We start from the raw sequence: 15,945 nt of genomic DNA, 5'->3' as shown, positions 1-15,945 counted from the left end.
CGCGTCGTTTTCCTGCGCAAACCGCGCGGGCCGGTCCGCGATCGGACAGCCGGCGGGTCAGCCGTCCGGGCCGGGCCAGTCGGCGGCCGGCGCCGCCGGAGGTCGTTCCCCCACCAGCTCCGCCAGCCGGGTCACCCGACGCCCACCGATCCGGTACGCGGGCCCGCCCTCACCCGGCTCCACGAACGCGGCCGGCAGCCCCACCGCGGCCAGCGCGGCGCGCACCGCCGGCCAGCACTGCTCGTCGGCCGGGCCGAGCCCGAGCCGGAACCCGGCCGGTTCGGCGGCCCCGGCGGCGGCGGCCCAGAGCCGCAACCGCCGCCCGTCGAGGTGGAACCGGGGCGGCGGGCGCTTCGCCGCGCCGTGCAGCCAGCCCCGGGCCAGCGGCGTCAGCGTGCTCGCGTACGCGGTGCGCACCCGGTACCGGCCGTCCCCGGTCGGCTCCCAGCTCGCCGGCACGCCCCGGGCGCCCAGCTCGGCCACCAGCACGTGCACCCGCCAGGCCGCGTCCACCACCACGGAGAGCCGGGCCGTGCCGCCCATCCGCACCACCTCCCCCGGCCCGGCGAGCAGGCCGGCGAGGTCCGCCAGCGCGGGATCGGCCGCCTCGGTGGAGAACAGCGAGGGCTGGCGGGCCGGGTTCGGATTCGGGGAGGGCGGCGTCAGCGACACTCCGGGACCTCGTCGAAGGCCTCTTTGAGTTCGGGTGAGTTGAGCTTGCTGGTGTCCAGCGCGCTCGCGTCGTACTCCTGGTTCAGCGTGTCCACGGCGGCGCGCACGCCGTCGTAGAACGGGCCGGCCTGGGCGGTGTCCAGCCCGTCGATGGTGGTCCGGGCCCGCCCGTACGCGTCCCGCATCTTGCTCAGCGAGCCGCGGAACCCGGCGGAGACCTCGGTGCCGTGGTCGACCTCCGGCACGCCCGCCTCCTCGACCTTGCGCCGGGCCGTCTCGCTGGCCGCCTCGGCGCCGGCGAACAGCCGTACCAGGTTCTCCTTGGCCTGGGGCGGGGTGGTCTGCGCGGTCATCTGCTGCTGGGTGCTGCTGGTCAGCTTGGAGATCTCCGCGCGCCACGGGGTGAGCGCCTGGCAGACCGACGCGGCCCAGGCCCGCGGGCTGGGGCCGCCGCAGCCGGCGACCACGAGGACCAGCGTGGCCAGGACCACCGTGAGCTTTCCGGCGGTTGCCGCCCGGCGCGTGCGCATGCGTTGCAGCGTACGACCTCCGAGGCGAACCGCCACCGGTCAGGTTTCGTGCACGGGACGGTTCCCGACCGGCCGTGGCCGGCCGGGAACCGTCCCACCGCCTCAGGCGCCGATCGTCTCCGGGTGCTGGTCCGGGGTGCCCGCACCGTGGTCCGAGCTGTCCATCACCACGCCCTTGCGCTTGCTGAACACCACCGCCGCCGCGATGATCAGCGCGGCCACCACGGCGATCGTGATCCGCAGCGCCGGGTTCTTGTCGTCACCCACGCTCCAGGCCACCACGGCCGGGGCGATCAGCAGCGAGACCAGGTTCATCACCTTGATCAGCGGGTTGATCGCCGGGCCGGCGGTGTCCTTGAACGGGTCGCCGACCGTGTCGCCGATGACCGTGGCGGCGTGCGCCTCGGAGCCCTTGCCGCCGTACGCGCCGTCCTCGACCAGCTTCTTGGCGTTGTCCCACGCGCCACCGGAGTTGGACAGGAAGACCGCCATCAGCGTGCCCGCGCCGATCGCGCCGGCCAGGTAGGAGGCCAGCGCGCCCGGGCCGAGGCCGAAGCCGACCGCGATCGGGGCCAGGATGGCCAGCAGGCCGGGGGTCAGCAGCTCGCGCTGCGCGTCCCGGGTGCAGATGTCCACGACCTTGCCGTACTCGGGCCGCTGGGTGCGGTCCATGATGCCGGGCAGCTCGCGGAACTGCCGGCGTACCTCCATCACGACGGCGCCGGCCGAGCGGGAGACCGCGTTGATGGCCAGGCCGGAGAAGAGGAAGACCACCGCCGCGCCGATGATCAGGCCGACCAGGTTGCGCGGGTTTGCCACGTTCAGCGCGTTGAGGATCTCGGTGCCGACGTCGCCCACGCCCGCGTCCTCGTACGAGGTCCGCAGCGTGTCGGTGTACGAGCCGAACAGCGCGGTCGCGGCCAGCACCGCGGTGGCGATCGCGATGCCCTTGGTGATCGCCTTGGTGGTGTTGCCGACCGCGTCCAGCTCGGTCAGCGTCCGCGCGCCGTGCTCGTCGATGTCGCCGGACATCTCGGCCACGCCCTGCGCGTTGTCGGAGATCGGGCCGAACGTGTCCATCGCGACGATGACGCCGACGGTGGTGAGCAGGCCGGTGCCGGCCAGCGCGACCGCGAACAGCGACAGCGTGATCGAGCTGCCGCCGAGCAGGAACGCGCCGAAGACGCCGGCGCCGATCAGCAGCGCCGAGTAGACCGCCGACTCCAGGCCGATGCTGATGCCGGCCAGGATGACGGTGGCGGCGCCGGTCTGCGAGCTCTTGCCGATGTCCTGCACCGGGCGCCGGTTGGTCTCGGTGAAGTAGCCGGTCAGCGCCTGGATAGCGGCGGCCAGCACGATGCCGATCACGACCGCGCCGATGGCCACCAGTCGCGGGTTGCGGTCGACGTCGGTCAGCCCGCCCTCCAGCTCGCCGAACGTGGCCGGCAGGTAGGCGAACGCGGCGATCGCCACCAGCACCGCGGAGATCACCGCGGACAGGTAGAAGGCCCGGTTGATCGCGGTCAGGCCGTTGCGGTCGCTGGCGCGCAGCCGGGTGATGAACACGCCGACGATCGCGACCAGCACGCCGATGGTGGAGATGATCAGCGGGAAGACCAGGCCGTCCTCGCCGAACGCGGCGCGGCCCAGGATCAGCGCGGCGACCAGCGTGACCGCGTACGACTCGAACAGGTCGGCGGCCATGCCGGCGCAGTCGCCGACGTTGTCACCCACGTTGTCGGCGATGGTGGCGGCGTTGCGCGGGTCGTCCTCCGGGATGCCCTGCTCGACCTTGCCGACCAGGTCCGCGCCGACGTCCGCGGCCTTGGTGAAGATGCCGCCGCCGACCCGCATGAACATGGCGAGCAGCGCGGCGCCGAAGCCGAAGCCCTCCAGCACGGTCGGGGCGTCACCGCGGAACAGGATGACGACCAGCGCCGCGCCGAACAGGCCGAGGCCGACGGTGAGGAAGCCGACCACGCCGCCGGTGCGGAAGGCGATCTTCATGGCGCCCTCGCGGCCACCTTCGCGCTCCCGGGCGGCGGCGGCGACCCGCAGGTTGGCGCGGGTGGCCAGCCACATGCCGGCGCCGCCGATGAACGCGCTGAACAGCGCGCCCACCACGAAGAACGCCGACCGGCCGATCTTCACCAGCGTCTGGTTGCCGTCGGTGTCGTGCACCGGCAGCAGGAACAGCAGCACGACGGCGATCACCACGAAGATCGCCAGGGTGCGGAACTGCCGCAGCAGGTACGCCGAGGCGCCCTCCTGCACCGCTCCGGAGATCTCCTGCATGTTGGTGGTTCCCGTACCGGCTGCCAGTACCGCCTTGGTCAAGGCGGCGGCGAAGACGAGCGCCACCAGCGCGATGACCGCGGCGATGACGACGTACGTCACGTTGGCTCCGGTAAGGGACAGTGCGCCGCCGTCGGCGGCCAAGGTCCCGGACATCTGTGTCCTCCTGTACCGAACACTCGCGTCGGCTCGTGGAGACGCACGGGCCGACGCCTGGATGCGAACTCGCCAGCGCGCGCCATCCACCCGTTCCCGCTGGCTGCGGGGAGCGATCACTTGCTGACAACCCGGGTACTGTAGCCCTCCGGCGTGGCGAGGGTCACAGCGAGGGGGCACCGTGTCTCGATGATCTTCGTAACTGTGTTATGCGAGGAAATCTGATATATAGGCCGGTCAACACGACGAGGCCGCGCTCCCCGTGCGGGGAACGCGGCCTGCGGGACGGAGGACGAGGTCAGACGCGGCCGGTCGGCCAGGCCATCCGAACCTCGGTGCCGACGCCGTCGTCGACCGGGCGGACCTGGAGGTCCTCCACGAAACCGGCGAGCAGGGCGAAGCCCACGCCGGTGGTGAGCGCGTCCTCGCTCAACGACTCCTTCGCCAGCTCGTCCGGCCCGAGCGCGGCCAACCCGAGGCCCGCCTCGATCGGGGCCCGGTCCACCACCCGCACCGTGTACGGCCCGCCGTCGGACATCTCCACGTAGACCAGCTCGCCCAACCCGTACTGCCGGTGCAGCGCGACCGCCCGGGTGCACGCCTCGCCGATGGCCAGGCGCACCTCGTCGAGCAGGTCCTCGCGGACCCCGGCCCGGCGGGCCACCGCGACACCGACCAGCCGGGCGGTGCGCACGTGGACCGGCGCCGGCGAGAAGGAGAGCTTGACGGTGGCCATCACGCGCCGGTGGTGTCGGCGGCGATCGCCGCGTCGACCGTCGGGTGCAGCGGGAAGACCTGGTCCAGGGCGGTGATGCGGAAGATCTTGAGCAGCGGCTCCTTGTCGCAGACCAGGGCGAACGAACCGCCGGCCGACCGCAGCCGCTTGAGCGCGCCGACCAGCACGCCCAGCCCGGTCGAGTCGAGGAAGTCCACCCGGCCCAGGTCCACCACCACGTGGCGGGCCCCACCGTCGATCAGTTCGATGAGCCGTTCCCGCAGGCGGGGTGCGGTGTAGACATCCACCTCACCGCCGACCTCGAGCACCGTGTGCTCCCCCACGGTGCGGGTCGCCAGCGACAGCTCCATCGGCCCCTCCTCGGTAAACTCTCCTGGGCATCTAACCATCCCCCCGTGCGACCACTTCGGGTCACCGGCCTGGCCCTCCCCATACCCCCACCCAGCCGTTCCCAATTCCGAACACCAGTGCGAGAGTGCAGGACGTGACCGACGACAGCCCCGGCCCGAGGCGCGCGCCGGACGAGCTGCTGCGCCGGTTCCGGCTGCGCCACGTCACCGACCCGGTCACCCACGTCGAGCGGGTCCCGGCCCGCGCGGGCGAGCCGGCGCCGTGGCCCGACTGGGCGCCGGAGGAACTGCGGGCGGCGTTCGCGCGACGCGGCGTGGTCGCGCCGTGGCGCCACCAGGCCGAGGCCGCCGAGCTGGCGTACGCGGGGCAGCACGTCGTCGTCGCCACCGGCACGGCGTCCGGCAAGTCGCTCGCGTACCAGCTTCCCGCGCTGAGCACGCTGCTCGCCGACCCGCGCGCCACGGTGCTCTACCTGGCCCCGACCAAGGCGCTCGCCGCCGACCAGCTCCGCGCCGTCGCCGGCCTGGACCTCGACGGGGTACGCCCGGCCACCTACGACGGCGACACCCCGCGCGCCGAACGGGAGTGGATCCGCCGGCACGCCCGGTTCGTGCTCACCAACCCGGACATGCTGCACCACGGCATCCTGCCCGGGCACGCCCACTGGTCCGGTTTCCTGCGCCGGCTCGCGTACGTGGTGGTCGACGAGTGCCACACCTACCGGGGCGTGTTCGGCTCACACGTCGCGCACGTGCTGCGGCGGCTGCGTCGACAGTGCGCCCGCTTCGGGCGTACCCCCGTCTTGTTGCTGGCCTCGGCCACGTCGGGTGACCCGGCGACGGCGGCCGGGCGGCTCACCGGCCTGCCCGTCACCGCCGTCACCGAGGACACGTCGCCGCGCGGCGGGGTGACGTTCGCGCTCTGGGAGCCGCCGCTGCTGCCGCCCTCGGATTCGTCTGTTGACGCTGAACTCGTCCAGGTCCGGCGCTCCGCGCTGCGGGAGACCGCCGACCTGCTCGCCGACAGCGTGGTCGAGGGGGTCCGCACGCTCGCGTTCGTCAGGTCCCGCCGCGGCGCCGAGGTGGTCGCCGCGAACGCGCGGCGGTCGCTCGACGAGGCGGTGCCCGGGCTCGGCGACCGGGTGGCCGCCTACCGGGCCGGCTACCTGCGCGAGGAACGCCGCGAGCTGGAACGGGCGCTGCTGCACGGCGACCTGCTCGGGCTCGCCTCCACCAACGCGCTCGAACTCGGCGTCGACCTGGTCGGGCTGGACGCGGTGCTGATCTGCGGCTGGCCCGGCACCCGCGCCTCGCTCTGGCAGCAGGCCGGCCGGGCCGGACGCTCCGGCGACGAGGCGCTCGCGGTGCTGGTGGCCCGGGACGACCCGCTCGACACCTACCTCGTGCACCATCCGGAGGCGCTGTTCGGGCGACCCGTCGAAGCGACGGTGCTCGACCCGGCCAACCCGTACGTGCTCGCGCCGCAACTCGCCTGCGCCGCGCACGAGGCCCCGCTCACCGCCGCCGACCTGGACCTGTTCGGCGAGGGCGCCAAGGAGGCGGTGGACTCGCTCGTCGAGGCGGGCGCGCTGCGGCAGCGGCCCACCGGCTGGTACTGGCGGCACCGGGAACGCCCCGAGGTCGACCTGCGCGGCGAGGGCGGCGCACCGGTCTGCGTGGTGGAGGAGTCCACCGGCCGGCTGCTCGGCACCGTCGACGGCGGCTCCGCGCACTTCCTGCTCCACACCGGCGCGGTCTACCTGCACCAGGGCGTCTCGTACGTGGTCGACGCGCTCGACCTGGCCGACGGGTGCGCGCTGGTGCACGCCGAGGAGCCGGACTGGTCCACCCACGCCCGCGACGTCACCTCGCTCTCCGTGGTCTCCGTCCGCTCGTACACCGACGCCGGCCCGGTCGGGCTGTTCCTCGGCGAGGTGGACGTGACCAGCCAGGTGGTGTCGTACCAGCGGCGTCGCATCGCCACCGGCGAGGTGATCGACACCCGCCCGCTCGACCTGCCCGCGCGGGAGCTGCGCACCGTCGCGGTGTGGTTCACGCTCTCCCCCGGTTCGCTGGCCCGCGCCGGGGTGCAGGCGGCGGACGTACCGGGGGCGCTGCACGCCGCCGAGCACGCCGCGATCGGCCTGCTGCCGCTGATGGCCACGTGCGACAGGTGGGACATCGGCGGGCTGTCGACCGCCCTGCACCCGGACACCGAGGCCCCCACCGTCTTCGTCTACGACGGCCACCCCGGCGGGGCGGGTTTCGCCGAGCGGGCGTACCGGACGGCAACCGCGTGGCTGCGCGCCACCCGCGACGCCGTCGTCGAGTGCGGGTGCGAGACCGGGTGCCCGTCCTGCGTCCAGTCCCCGAAGTGCGGAAACGGCAACAACCCGCTGGCCAAGCCGGAGGCCGTCAAGGTCCTCGACGTGGTGCTCGCCAACCTCGCCGCCGCGGCCACCGGCGCGAAGAACGTCGGTGCGGCGGCCGACAGCACGACGGCCGGCAGCGCGACGGCGGATGGCGGGTCGAGGCCGGGGGCGGAGTGCGGCGGGGTGCTGCCACGGCAGGACGACCGGGCGGCCCGACGGCCGGCGCCGGCGGCCGACCGCAACACGACGGACTGATCTCGTCCGATCACTCGTCTCCCGCCGAGGCGGTGATGCCCGGCGAGCGACCGCTCTCCCCATCACCGACAGGTTGCTCCGATGCTCGACCAGCGTGCAGGCCCCTACCCACCCCCGTCGACCTTGCAGTTTCGGCCCACACTTCGCCCGTTTCGCCCGATACGCCTGGGCACAAAGTGCACGATCGACGGGGGCAGTGCGCGGGAGAGGTGCTGTCGGTTCCGGCCGGGTTGGCGGGAGAAGTGAGTCTGGTTGGTGGGACGGGGGCATGAGGACGGGCGCAGCGGGGCATTGATGTATGGGAGCGCTTCCATGCATCATTCCGGTAGCGCAGTCGCGACCCGAGACCCGTCCGCCGGAGGTGCCGCCGTGGCCGACACGATCGCCGAGACCGTCGAGCTGCTCTACACCATTGACCAGGAAAGCCTTACCCCGGACCAGCAGATTGCACTGGGTACCGCGCTCGCGAACCTGGCCCAGGCGGAACGGCTGGACCAGATCAACGAACGCCTGCGCGGCATTCACCAGGTGCTCAACACGTGGGCGATGAAGGCCACTGTCGACGGCGGACGCTGACCGCCCTTCGCCGTACGAGCCGCCGTGTGCGGTGAGGGCGGTCGGACCGGGGGAGCCTCGCCAGCTCGCCGAGGTGGCGGTGTCGGACGATGACCGATACCGCCACTTCGGCGTGCAGGAGTCGATCGTGCTCGCCAGCACCACGGCCGCCGGTGCGCGCAGGTGGCGGCGCTGTGCGAGACTCCGGCGACCCCTCGAAGGAGATCAGATGTCGCTCGACAACCTGCAGGCCCAACACCGGTTCATCGTCCGCCAGCGGATCCGGATGATGGTCAACCAGTACGAGGTGCACGCCGTGGCACCGGACGGCTCCGAGGGTGGGCTGCTCGCGTTCGCGCAGCAGAAGCGGCTCGCCTTCAAGGAGCAGGTCACCATCTACACCGATGACACCAAGCAGTACCCCCTCCTCGGCTTCAAGGCACGCCAGCGGCTCGACCTCGGTGCCACCTACGACGTGACCGACCACGCCGGCACCCCCATCGGCCTGTTCCGCAAGGACTTCGCCCAGTCGCTGCTGCGGTCGACCTGGCACGTCGAGCAGCCCGGCCTGCCGCCCGCGACCGGGCAGGAGCGCAGCCTGCCGGTGGCGCTGCTGCGCCGCTTCGTCGACTCGCTCTCCTGGCTGCCCTACCACTTCGACTTCCTGGCCGGCGGCCAGCCGGTGTTCTCGGTCGACAAGAAGTGGGGCCTGCGCGACCGGTACGTCGTCGACATCCAGCACCCGCACATCGATCGCCGCCTGGTGATCGCCATGGCGGTCGGCCTGGACGCGCTCCAGTCCCGCTGACATTGAGGTGCCGGTGCCGGTGCCGCTCGGGCGGCAGGCGTCCCGGCGGTCTTCACCGCCCGACCGCCCGACCGCCTGACCGCCTGACCGCCGAGTAGCCGCTGGGCGGCTGGACGGTCATGGCACGGCGGTGACGTCGCGCACCGGGCCGGCCCGCGACGTCGCGGTGGCGACGCGGGCCAGCCCGGGCAGCGGCGTGACCCGCACCTGCGCCGTGACGATCAGGTCGAGGCCGTCGACCCGGCAACCGGTCATCCGGCCGCCGTTGGCGGACACCAGCGCATCGGCCGAGCCGCACGCGATGTCCGTCCCGTCGAGCACCCGGCTCGCGCCCGCGAGCGCGCCGAAGTCGGCCGCCGCCCGGGCCTGGTGGCGCGCGCATCGAGCGGCCCCGAGCCCGGCGCCGAACAGCCCGACGAGCACGAACACCAGGCCGATGGCGAGCAGGCACACTGTCGCCCCACCGCGCTCGGGCGCCGACCGGCCGGCGAACCACCGGGCTGGACGCGGCTCGCCAGTGCGGGGCCTGGCAAGGCCCACCACGGCAAGACGCGACCCGTCCGGGTGCGACCCGTCAACGTGCGATCCGGCAAGGCACGGCCCGCCAGGACGCGACCCGGCAACGTGCGATCCGGCAAGGCGCGGCCCACCAGGACGCGACCCAGCCGGACGCGGCACGGCGGCGGACCAGCCGACGGTCGGTGACGGCGTCGCCGGCTTCACGGCACCGGTCCGGGGGCGCCGGGTTCCAGGGCGGCCACCGCGACACCCGACACGGTCGACCGGGGCAGGCGCGTGCCGAACGTCCCGACGGGTGCCCGGACGGTAGCGGTCACCCGGTCACCGGTCACGGCCAGCGTCACCTCCGCGCCCGCCGGGGCGTACCGGGCGCCGGCGGGCGGGCCCGGCTCGCCCCGCGCGGCGGCGAGTGCCGCTTCCCGGGCCGCGTCGACGCAGCCGGCTCGCGTGGTCACCGCGTCGACCGCGGTGAGGCCGGCGACGAGAAGGAGCATCAACGCCGGCAGGCCGACCGCCAGCTCGGCGGTGAACGAGCCCCGTTCCCGGGCGCCCCAGGGGCGGCGGCGAGCGGTGTCGCACCGGTCGACGTACGGTGCTCCGCCACCGGCCTCCGGGGCGGCCGGAACGCGGGCCCACCGGCCACGGCCGGCCCACCGGCGCCCGGTCACTTCAAGGCCCGGTCGATGACGGCGGTCAGCGCGGACTGCACGTTGCCGGAGGTGAGCACCTTCAGCAGGATCCCGGCGAAGGCGACGGCCGCGAGCGTGCCCACGGCGTACTCCGCCGTGTTCATGCCGGCGTCGCCCCGCAGGCGGGTGAGGAGTTTGCGCATGTCGTACGTCCCTTCTCGATGGTTCACAGCACGTCACCGAGGACGGCGACGATCACCGGCACCAGACCGGCGAGAATGAAGGCGGGCAGGAAGCACAGCCCGAGCGGCAGCACGATGAGCACGCCCGCGCGTCGGGCCGCCGCCTCGGCCGCGGTCGAACGTTCCGCCCGCAGGTCGTCCGCGAGCCGGGTCAGCGAGCCGGCCAGCGCGGCACCGCTGTTCGACGAGCGGACCGCGGCGGTGACCAGGCTTTCCGCCCCGGCGACGGGGCGCAGGTGCGCCCACGCCTCGGTCGCCGTACCGCCCAGGCCCAGCGTGCGGCCCGCCCGGCCGAGCCGGTCCGCGAGTGGTCCGCCGAGCGCCTCGGCGACCGCGAGCGCCGAGCGGTCGACAGGTGCGCCCGCCCGGAGCGCCGCAGCCAGCAGATCGGCGGCGAGCGGCAGGTCGGCGGTTTCGCGCAGCCGGCGCTCCCGGACGGCGCGGGGCTCGATCCGGCGCAGCAGACGGTCGGCGGCCACGCCGGCCAGCAGCCCGGTGAGCAGGCCGGCCCAGCCACCGGCGGTCACCGCCACGGCCAGGGCGGTCAGGCCGGCGCCCAGCCGGACCCGATCCGGCCACCAGCCCGGCCGGCCCCGCCGAGGAGTGGGTGCGAGCCGGCGCAGCCGCCGGGCCGGGCGGACTGCGGCCCCGGTGACGATGAGCAGCGACGCGGCGCCGCCGAGGCAGACGGCGGCCACCACCTGACGGGACATCAGGTCGCCCGCCCGGGCCCGGCGCCGAGCCGCTCCGCCCAGAGCAGCCCACCGACCTGCAGGAGTACGGCCGCCACGGCGCTGCCGCCGCCGACCGGCGTGTGCAGGAGCACGGCTACCGGGTCGACGCCGATGGCGTAACCGAGGCCGATCCCGCCGAGCGGCAGGGCCGCGAGCAGCCACGCCGTCGCCCGCGCGCCGGCGGCCTGGGCGGCGGCAGCGGCGAGCCCCCGGTCGGCCGCGCGCGCGTCGGCTTCGATCCGTTCGAGCAGGTCGGCCAGCGGCGCTCCGGTCCGGTCGGCCAACCGCACCGCGGCCCGGGCCAGCCGGGCGATCCGCCCCGCGCCGTCGTCGAGCACGCGACCGGCCGGCAGGCCGGCCCGCAGATCGGCGGCGACCGCACCCAGCCGATCGAGATCACAACGGTGGTCCTGCTCGGCCGCCCGCCGGGTACGTCGGCGCAGCGCCGCCCGGGCCGCGAGCGTGCCGTAGACGGCCAGCGCCAGCGCGGCCACCGGACCGCCCAGGACCGCTCCCACCCCGCCACCGAGCAGCGCCGCCGCCGGCAGGGCACGCCGGACGGACACGGTCCGGAACACACCCCGACCGCCCGACGCCGGGGCGGGCTGGTCAGGGGTGGACCGTCTGCCGGGAGCGGGACCCGGGTCGAGGAGCGCCCGCTGTCGGGCCCGGCCGGCGCGTACCGGCCAGCCGACCGTCACCGCGGCACCCGCCAGCAGCACGACCACCAGCACGAGCTGCCCGGTCACGAGGGGCCTGCCCGGCCGGGCCAGACCGCGCGGAGGACCGGTGGCACGGGCACCCCCCGCTCGCGCAGCAGGTTGCCGAGCGGCCGGGCGGCCAGGCCGAGGCCCCGGCCACGGATCCAGGCCGGAACCACTGTCACCACCCGGTCGGGGCCGTCCGGCAGGAGCAGGCCGATCGAGTCGAGCACCCGGCCCTCGCCGGTCCGGCGTACCTGGAGGACGACCTGCAACGCGGCGGCGACCTGGGCGTGCAACGCGACCCGCGGCAGCCCGCCGAGCATCCCGAGCGCCTCCAGGCGGGCCGGCACGTCCGTCGGGGCGTTGGCGTGCAGCGTCCCCGCCCCGCCGTCGTGGCCGGTGTTCAGCGCGGCCAGCAGGTCGACCACCTCGGCGCCCCGGCACTCGCCCACCACCAGCCGGTCCGGTCGCATCCGGAGCGCCTGCCGGACCAGGTCGGCGAGGCCGACCGCGCCGACACCCTCGACGTTCGCGGTACGCGCCTGCAACCCGATCACGTGCGGATGCACCGGGCGCAGCTCGGCGGCGTCCTCCACCAGCACGATCCGCTCGGTGCCGGGCACCAGCCCGAGCAGCGTGTTGAGCAGCGTGGTCTTGCCGGAGCCGGTCCCGCCGGTGACCAGGTAGGCCAGCCGGGCCGCCACCACCGCGTCGAGCAGCGGGGCGACCGGCCGCGGCACGGTGCCGTGGTCGACCAGCTCCGCCAGGGTGAACGGCCGTTGCCGGAAGGTGCGCAGCGACAGGTAGGGGCCGTCGGTCGCCACCGGCGGCAGTACGGCGTGCAGCCGGGTGCCGTCCGGCAGTCGCGCGTCGGCGTAGGGCGACGCGTCGTCCAGCCGGCGACCGGCGGCCGCGGTCAACCGTTGCGCCAACCGGCGTACGTCGTCGACCGTGCCGAGCGGCACGGCCACCTGGTGCAGGCCCCGCCCCCGGTCGACCCAGACCCGGACGCCGTTCACCAGCACGTCGGTGACCTCCGGGTCGGCGAGGAGCGGCGCGAGCGGGCCGGCTCCGACCAGGTCGTCGTGCACCCGGTCGGCGATCCGCAGCAGGGTGGTGTCGCCGAGCACGCCGGCGCCCGGCTCGGCGCGTACCGCGGAGACGACCGCGGCGGAGGTGACCGGGGTGGCCTCGGCGGCGAACCGGTGTCGGACGCGGGCGGCCAGCTCCCCCGGATCGGCCGGGCCGGTCACGCCGCGCCCGCCGCCGGCCGACCGGTCAGCTCGTCGACGAGCCGCTGGCACAGCACGGCGAGCGGGCCCTTGCCGGTGGCGCCCGGTGCCTCGCCGCGCTCCAGCCCCCGGCACAGGCCGGGCTCGGGCCGGAGCGTGCCGGCCAGCGGCAGGCCGAGCGCGCGGGCCACCTCGGCCGCCCGGAGCCGGCCGGGTGCCGGGCCGCGCACGATCACCGAGAGGTCGGCGCACTGCGGTGCCACGACGGCGGCCACCCGGGCCGCGGCGGCGGTGGCGCGCAGCTCCGCGGGCACCACCAGGAACGCCCGGTCGGCGGCCTGGAGGGCGATCACGGCCGCGTCGTCGAGATGCCGGGGCAGGTCGAGCACGACCAGGTCCCGCCCGCGCCGGCCGGCGTCGACAGTGGCGGCCATCGCCTCGGCCGGCAGGTGCCGCAGGTCGCCCCGGTCCCACGAGAGCACGACCAGGTCGCCACGGCTGGGCAGCGCGCGGACCAGCGACGGTGGATCCACCCGGCCGTCGGCGCCGGCCAGTTCGGGCCAGCGCAACCCGTCGAGCTGCTCCCACCCGAGCACCAGGTCGAGGCCGCCGCCCAGCGGGTCGGCGTCGACCAGGAGGGTGCGGAGCCGGGCCCGGGCCGCACTGACGGCGAGCCCGCCGGCGAGCACGCTGGCCCCCGCGCCGCCGCGCCCGCCGAGCACCGCCACGACCCGACCGGGGCCCGCGCCGACCGGCCCGGCCGCGCACTCGGCGAACCGGTCGACCAGCCAGGGCTCCGCCGCGGGCAACGCCGCGACGTGCTCGGCGCCGATCAGCTCGGCCAGCTCCGTACCCGGATCGAGCTGGCCGGAGCGCCCGACCAGCACCGTGCGCGGACGCCGTGGGAGGCGGGCCCGCAGGCAGGCCGCCGCCTGGTCGGCGCCGACCAGCACCAGCGGCGCGGGCGCCCAGCGGGCGCGGGCGGCCGCCGGGTCGGCCGCCAGCTCGACCTCGGTGCCGCCGGCCGCGGCGAGGCGCAACAGCTCGTCGAGCAGCTCACCGTCGGCCGTGACGAGCAGCGGCAATCGACGGTACGGCGGGAGCGGGGTGCGGGGCGGCATGCTGCCTCCAACGGTCGGACTCGGACGTGCCGTGGTGGAGCCTGCCCATCCGACCGGCCGCGCGGGTGCCGCAGCCGCTCTCCTGTGGACAACGGAGGGGCTTGTGGACAGACCTCGGCGAACGAGTCGATCTGCTATGCATCCGCACTGCCGGATCGGCGGCGACCGCTGCCCGGACGACTGGTCCGGCCGGGCTCACCAGCCGGAACCGGGGGCACCGACAGCCATTGACTGGGGACACTGCCCGTCCCGCATAATCGGAGCCCCCTGCCGCGGAACGGACGGCACCGGCTCGCGGAATCGAGGCCATGACCGATTCACCGCACGGCACAGGAAGGCGCCACGCCCGACCGGACACGCCGACGGGCGGCGAGGCCTGGCTCCGCGACCCGTCCCCGGCCACCCTCGCCTCGGTGGCGATCGGGATCATGGTGGTGGTGCTGGTCGGCACGCTCAGCTTCTTCGCCATGCCGCGTCGCCCCGACCTGCCACCCCCGGCCGGCGGCGAGGCGATCCTGGCCTCGCCCGGCACGCCGGCTGCGGAGCTGTCGACCGAGTCGTACTCTCCGGCGCCCGTGTCGCTCTCCACCCGCGCCGCGCTGCCGACCCGCTCGCCGGCCCCGCCCCGCCGCACCACCGCGGCGGCCCGGCCACCCGCGCCGAAGCCGTCGGTCAGCCGGACGGCGCCGCCGGCGCCCCGGCCCGGCGAACTCACCCCGCTGCCGGCGTCCCGGGAGCCGACGCTGCGCTCCAGCGGAGGCGGGCCGGAGACGTTCGTCGACTTCGTCAACGCCCGGACCGCGCCCGTGGTCGTCAACTGGCTGGACTACGACGGCCGGCGTCAGCGGTACGCGGTGCTCCAGGCGGGGCAGTCCTACCGGCAGCAGACGTACCTGGGCCACCCCTGGGTGGTGACCGACGAGCAGGGCCGCGCGCTCGCCTGCTTCGAGCCGGCCCGGCAGACGTTGCGCGCCGTGATCCGCTGACCATCCCTTATGGACGCCTTTGTCGTCACGGCGTAACGACATCACCACTCTGTGCGGTAATTGATCGACGGCAATTTCCGGGCGGTACGACCGTCCAGCTGTCTCACCGAGAGGAGCGGGGATGCACAAGACCTGGCGGAGGGCGGCCCTGGCGGCCGGCCTGTCGATCACGGGGGCGCTGGGTGGCCTGGTCGCCGCCGCGCCGGCACAGGCGCAACAGGTGGCGTCCGGTTCGGTCGCCTTCAGCGGCGACCAGGGCGACTACATCACCGGCGGCGGGTCGTACGCCTATTCCGTCGCCGACGGCGACCAGCTCACCACCGCCGCGTCGACCGACACCAGCCACGTGTCGGTCAACGTCAACGGCTACGGCGGCGACTGGTGGTATCTGGACTTCGACGCCCCGGGCAGCCAGCCGCTGACCCCGGGCACCTACGAGAACGCGACCCGCTACCCCTTCAACGGCGCGGGCCCCGGCCTGAGCCTGGACGGGAACGGCCGCGGCTGCAATGAGCTGACCGGCACGTTCACCGTGCTCAACGCCGTCTTCGGGCCGAACGGCTACGTCCAGACGTTCGACGCCACCTTCGAGCAGCACTGCGAGGGTGACACCGCGGCGGCCCGCGGCGAGGTGCACATCGCCAACCCGCCGGCCCCCGCGCCGCTGGACCTCGCGCTCGCCGTCGCCACCGACGGCACGGCCAGCACGGTGAGCGGCAAGGCGGTCGTGCACGGCACGGTCACCTGCAACCAGCCGACCTCCGTGGCGCTCTCCGGCACCGTCACCGAGATCGTCAAGAAGACCATCGTCCGGGGCGATTTCAGCACCCGGGTGAACTGCGTCCCGGGCACGCCGGCGGCCTGGACCGCCACCGCCACGCCGACCGGCACCGTGCCGTTCGTCAAGGGCAAGGTGGAGGTCGACACCAGGGCCCAGGGGTACGACAGCGAGTACGACCGGTACGTCGAGGTCAACGACACCACAGTGGTCAACCTGCGCAAGTCCTGACAGCCGGGACGAGGGCGGTCGGGCCGGTACCGGCCCGACC

17 protein-coding genes are annotated in these 15,945 nt (G+C 74.8%); 5 read left to right on the top strand and 12 right to left on the bottom strand.

Annotation, left to right across the window (positions count from 1 at the left end):
• Positions 1-57: 57 nt before the first annotated feature.
• The 5 genes from ACH495_RS03095 to ACH495_RS03075 all read right to left on the bottom strand — a co-directional run bounded on the left by ACH495_RS03095 (position 58) and on the right by ACH495_RS03075 (position 4,739).
• Positions 58-672, bottom strand: coding sequence for a hypothetical protein (locus ACH495_RS03095; protein WP_396856082.1), 615 nt, complete (start codon positions 670-672; stop codon positions 58-60).
• The gene (locus ACH495_RS03090; protein WP_396856081.1) at positions 663-1,202 is read right to left on the bottom strand and encodes a hypothetical protein; all 540 of its coding nucleotides are present in this window, start codon (positions 1,200-1,202) and stop codon (positions 663-665) included. The genes ACH495_RS03095 and ACH495_RS03090 overlap by 10 nt, the downstream gene beginning before the upstream one ends.
• A gap of 102 nt (positions 1,203-1,304) precedes the next feature.
• Entirely contained in the window at positions 1,305-3,653 is a 2,349-nt protein-coding gene (locus tag ACH495_RS03085) for a sodium-translocating pyrophosphatase (protein WP_396856080.1), read from the bottom strand.
• Between the two features lie 298 nt (positions 3,654-3,951).
• Positions 3,952-4,389 (bottom strand): ATP-binding protein, encoded by a 438-nt coding sequence (locus ACH495_RS03080; protein ID WP_396856079.1) that lies wholly within the window; start codon positions 4,387-4,389, stop codon positions 3,952-3,954.
• On the bottom strand, positions 4,389-4,739 hold the full coding sequence (locus ACH495_RS03075; protein ID WP_357295558.1) for an STAS domain-containing protein: 351 nt from the start codon (positions 4,737-4,739) through the stop codon (positions 4,389-4,391). The genes ACH495_RS03080 and ACH495_RS03075 overlap by 1 nt, the downstream gene beginning before the upstream one ends.
• A 104-nt stretch (positions 4,740-4,843) precedes the next feature.
• On the opposite strand from ACH495_RS03075, the gene ACH495_RS03070 reads away from it, so the two are divergent.
• The 3 genes from ACH495_RS03070 (at position 4,844) to ACH495_RS03060 (ending at position 8,729) form a co-directional block, all read left to right on the top strand.
• Positions 4,844-7,366 carry a DEAD/DEAH box helicase gene (locus ACH495_RS03070; RefSeq protein ID WP_396856509.1) on the top strand — a complete coding sequence of 841 codons (2,523 nt, stop codon included), beginning with the start codon at positions 4,844-4,846 and terminating at the stop codon, positions 7,364-7,366.
• A gap of 369 nt (positions 7,367-7,735) precedes the next feature.
• Positions 7,736-7,942 (top strand): hypothetical protein, encoded by a 207-nt coding sequence (locus ACH495_RS03065; RefSeq protein WP_107154710.1) that lies wholly within the window; start codon positions 7,736-7,738, stop codon positions 7,940-7,942.
• Between the two features lie 208 nt (positions 7,943-8,150).
• On the top strand, positions 8,151-8,729 hold the full coding sequence (locus ACH495_RS03060) for a hypothetical protein (RefSeq protein ID WP_396856078.1): 579 nt from the start codon (positions 8,151-8,153) through the stop codon (positions 8,727-8,729).
• A 117-nt stretch (positions 8,730-8,846) separates the two neighbouring features.
• Here the strand turns inward: ACH495_RS03060 and ACH495_RS03055 are convergent, their stop codons facing one another.
• From ACH495_RS03055 to ssd, 7 genes are all read right to left on the bottom strand, one after another.
• On the bottom strand, positions 8,847-9,269 hold the full coding sequence (locus ACH495_RS03055) for an Rv3654c family TadE-like protein (protein WP_396856077.1): 423 nt from the start codon (positions 9,267-9,269) through the stop codon (positions 8,847-8,849).
• 179 nt (positions 9,270-9,448) lie between these two features.
• Positions 9,449-9,766: a TadE family type IV pilus minor pilin gene (locus tag ACH495_RS03050; RefSeq protein WP_396856508.1), complete on the bottom strand. Its 318-nt coding sequence runs from the start codon at positions 9,764-9,766 to the stop codon at positions 9,449-9,451.
• Between the two features lie 146 nt (positions 9,767-9,912).
• Positions 9,913-10,080 (bottom strand): DUF4244 domain-containing protein, encoded by a 168-nt coding sequence (locus ACH495_RS03045; RefSeq protein ID WP_013283643.1) that lies wholly within the window; start codon positions 10,078-10,080, stop codon positions 9,913-9,915.
• A gap of 23 nt (positions 10,081-10,103) precedes the next feature.
• On the bottom strand, positions 10,104-10,832 hold the full coding sequence (locus ACH495_RS03040) for a type II secretion system F family protein (protein WP_396856076.1): 729 nt from the start codon (positions 10,830-10,832) through the stop codon (positions 10,104-10,106).
• Positions 10,832-11,602: a type II secretion system F family protein gene (locus ACH495_RS03035; RefSeq protein ID WP_396856075.1), complete on the bottom strand. Its 771-nt coding sequence runs from the start codon at positions 11,600-11,602 to the stop codon at positions 10,832-10,834. Before ACH495_RS03035 ends, ACH495_RS03040 begins: the two co-directional genes overlap by 1 nt.
• The gene (locus ACH495_RS03030) at positions 11,599-12,810 is read right to left on the bottom strand and encodes a TadA family conjugal transfer-associated ATPase (protein ID WP_396856074.1); all 1,212 of its coding nucleotides are present in this window, start codon (positions 12,808-12,810) and stop codon (positions 11,599-11,601) included. Before ACH495_RS03030 ends, ACH495_RS03035 begins: the two co-directional genes overlap by 4 nt.
• Positions 12,807-13,910 carry a septum site-determining protein Ssd gene (ssd, locus tag ACH495_RS03025; protein WP_396856073.1) on the bottom strand — a complete coding sequence of 368 codons (1,104 nt, stop codon included), beginning with the start codon at positions 13,908-13,910 and terminating at the stop codon, positions 12,807-12,809. The genes ACH495_RS03030 and ssd overlap by 4 nt, the downstream gene beginning before the upstream one ends.
• Before the next feature lie 308 nt (positions 13,911-14,218).
• Between ssd and ACH495_RS03020 the strand changes: the two genes are divergently transcribed.
• Together ACH495_RS03020 and ACH495_RS03015 are read left to right on the top strand one after the other, a co-directional pair.
• Positions 14,219-14,896 carry a hypothetical protein gene (locus ACH495_RS03020; RefSeq protein ID WP_396856072.1) on the top strand — a complete coding sequence of 226 codons (678 nt, stop codon included), beginning with the start codon at positions 14,219-14,221 and terminating at the stop codon, positions 14,894-14,896.
• Positions 14,897-15,017: 121 nt separating this feature from the next.
• Positions 15,018-15,905 carry a hypothetical protein gene (locus tag ACH495_RS03015; protein WP_396856071.1) on the top strand — a complete coding sequence of 296 codons (888 nt, stop codon included), beginning with the start codon at positions 15,018-15,020 and terminating at the stop codon, positions 15,903-15,905.
• Positions 15,906-15,945: the final 40 nt, after the last annotated feature.

This window comes from Micromonospora sp. NPDC018662, assembly GCF_044391475.1.
In the GTDB taxonomy this organism is placed as follows: Bacteria; Actinomycetota; Actinomycetes; order Mycobacteriales; family Micromonosporaceae; genus Micromonospora.
Note: the sequence above shows the minus strand (reverse complement) of the source record. Positions and strands in the feature narration are given on the sequence as shown.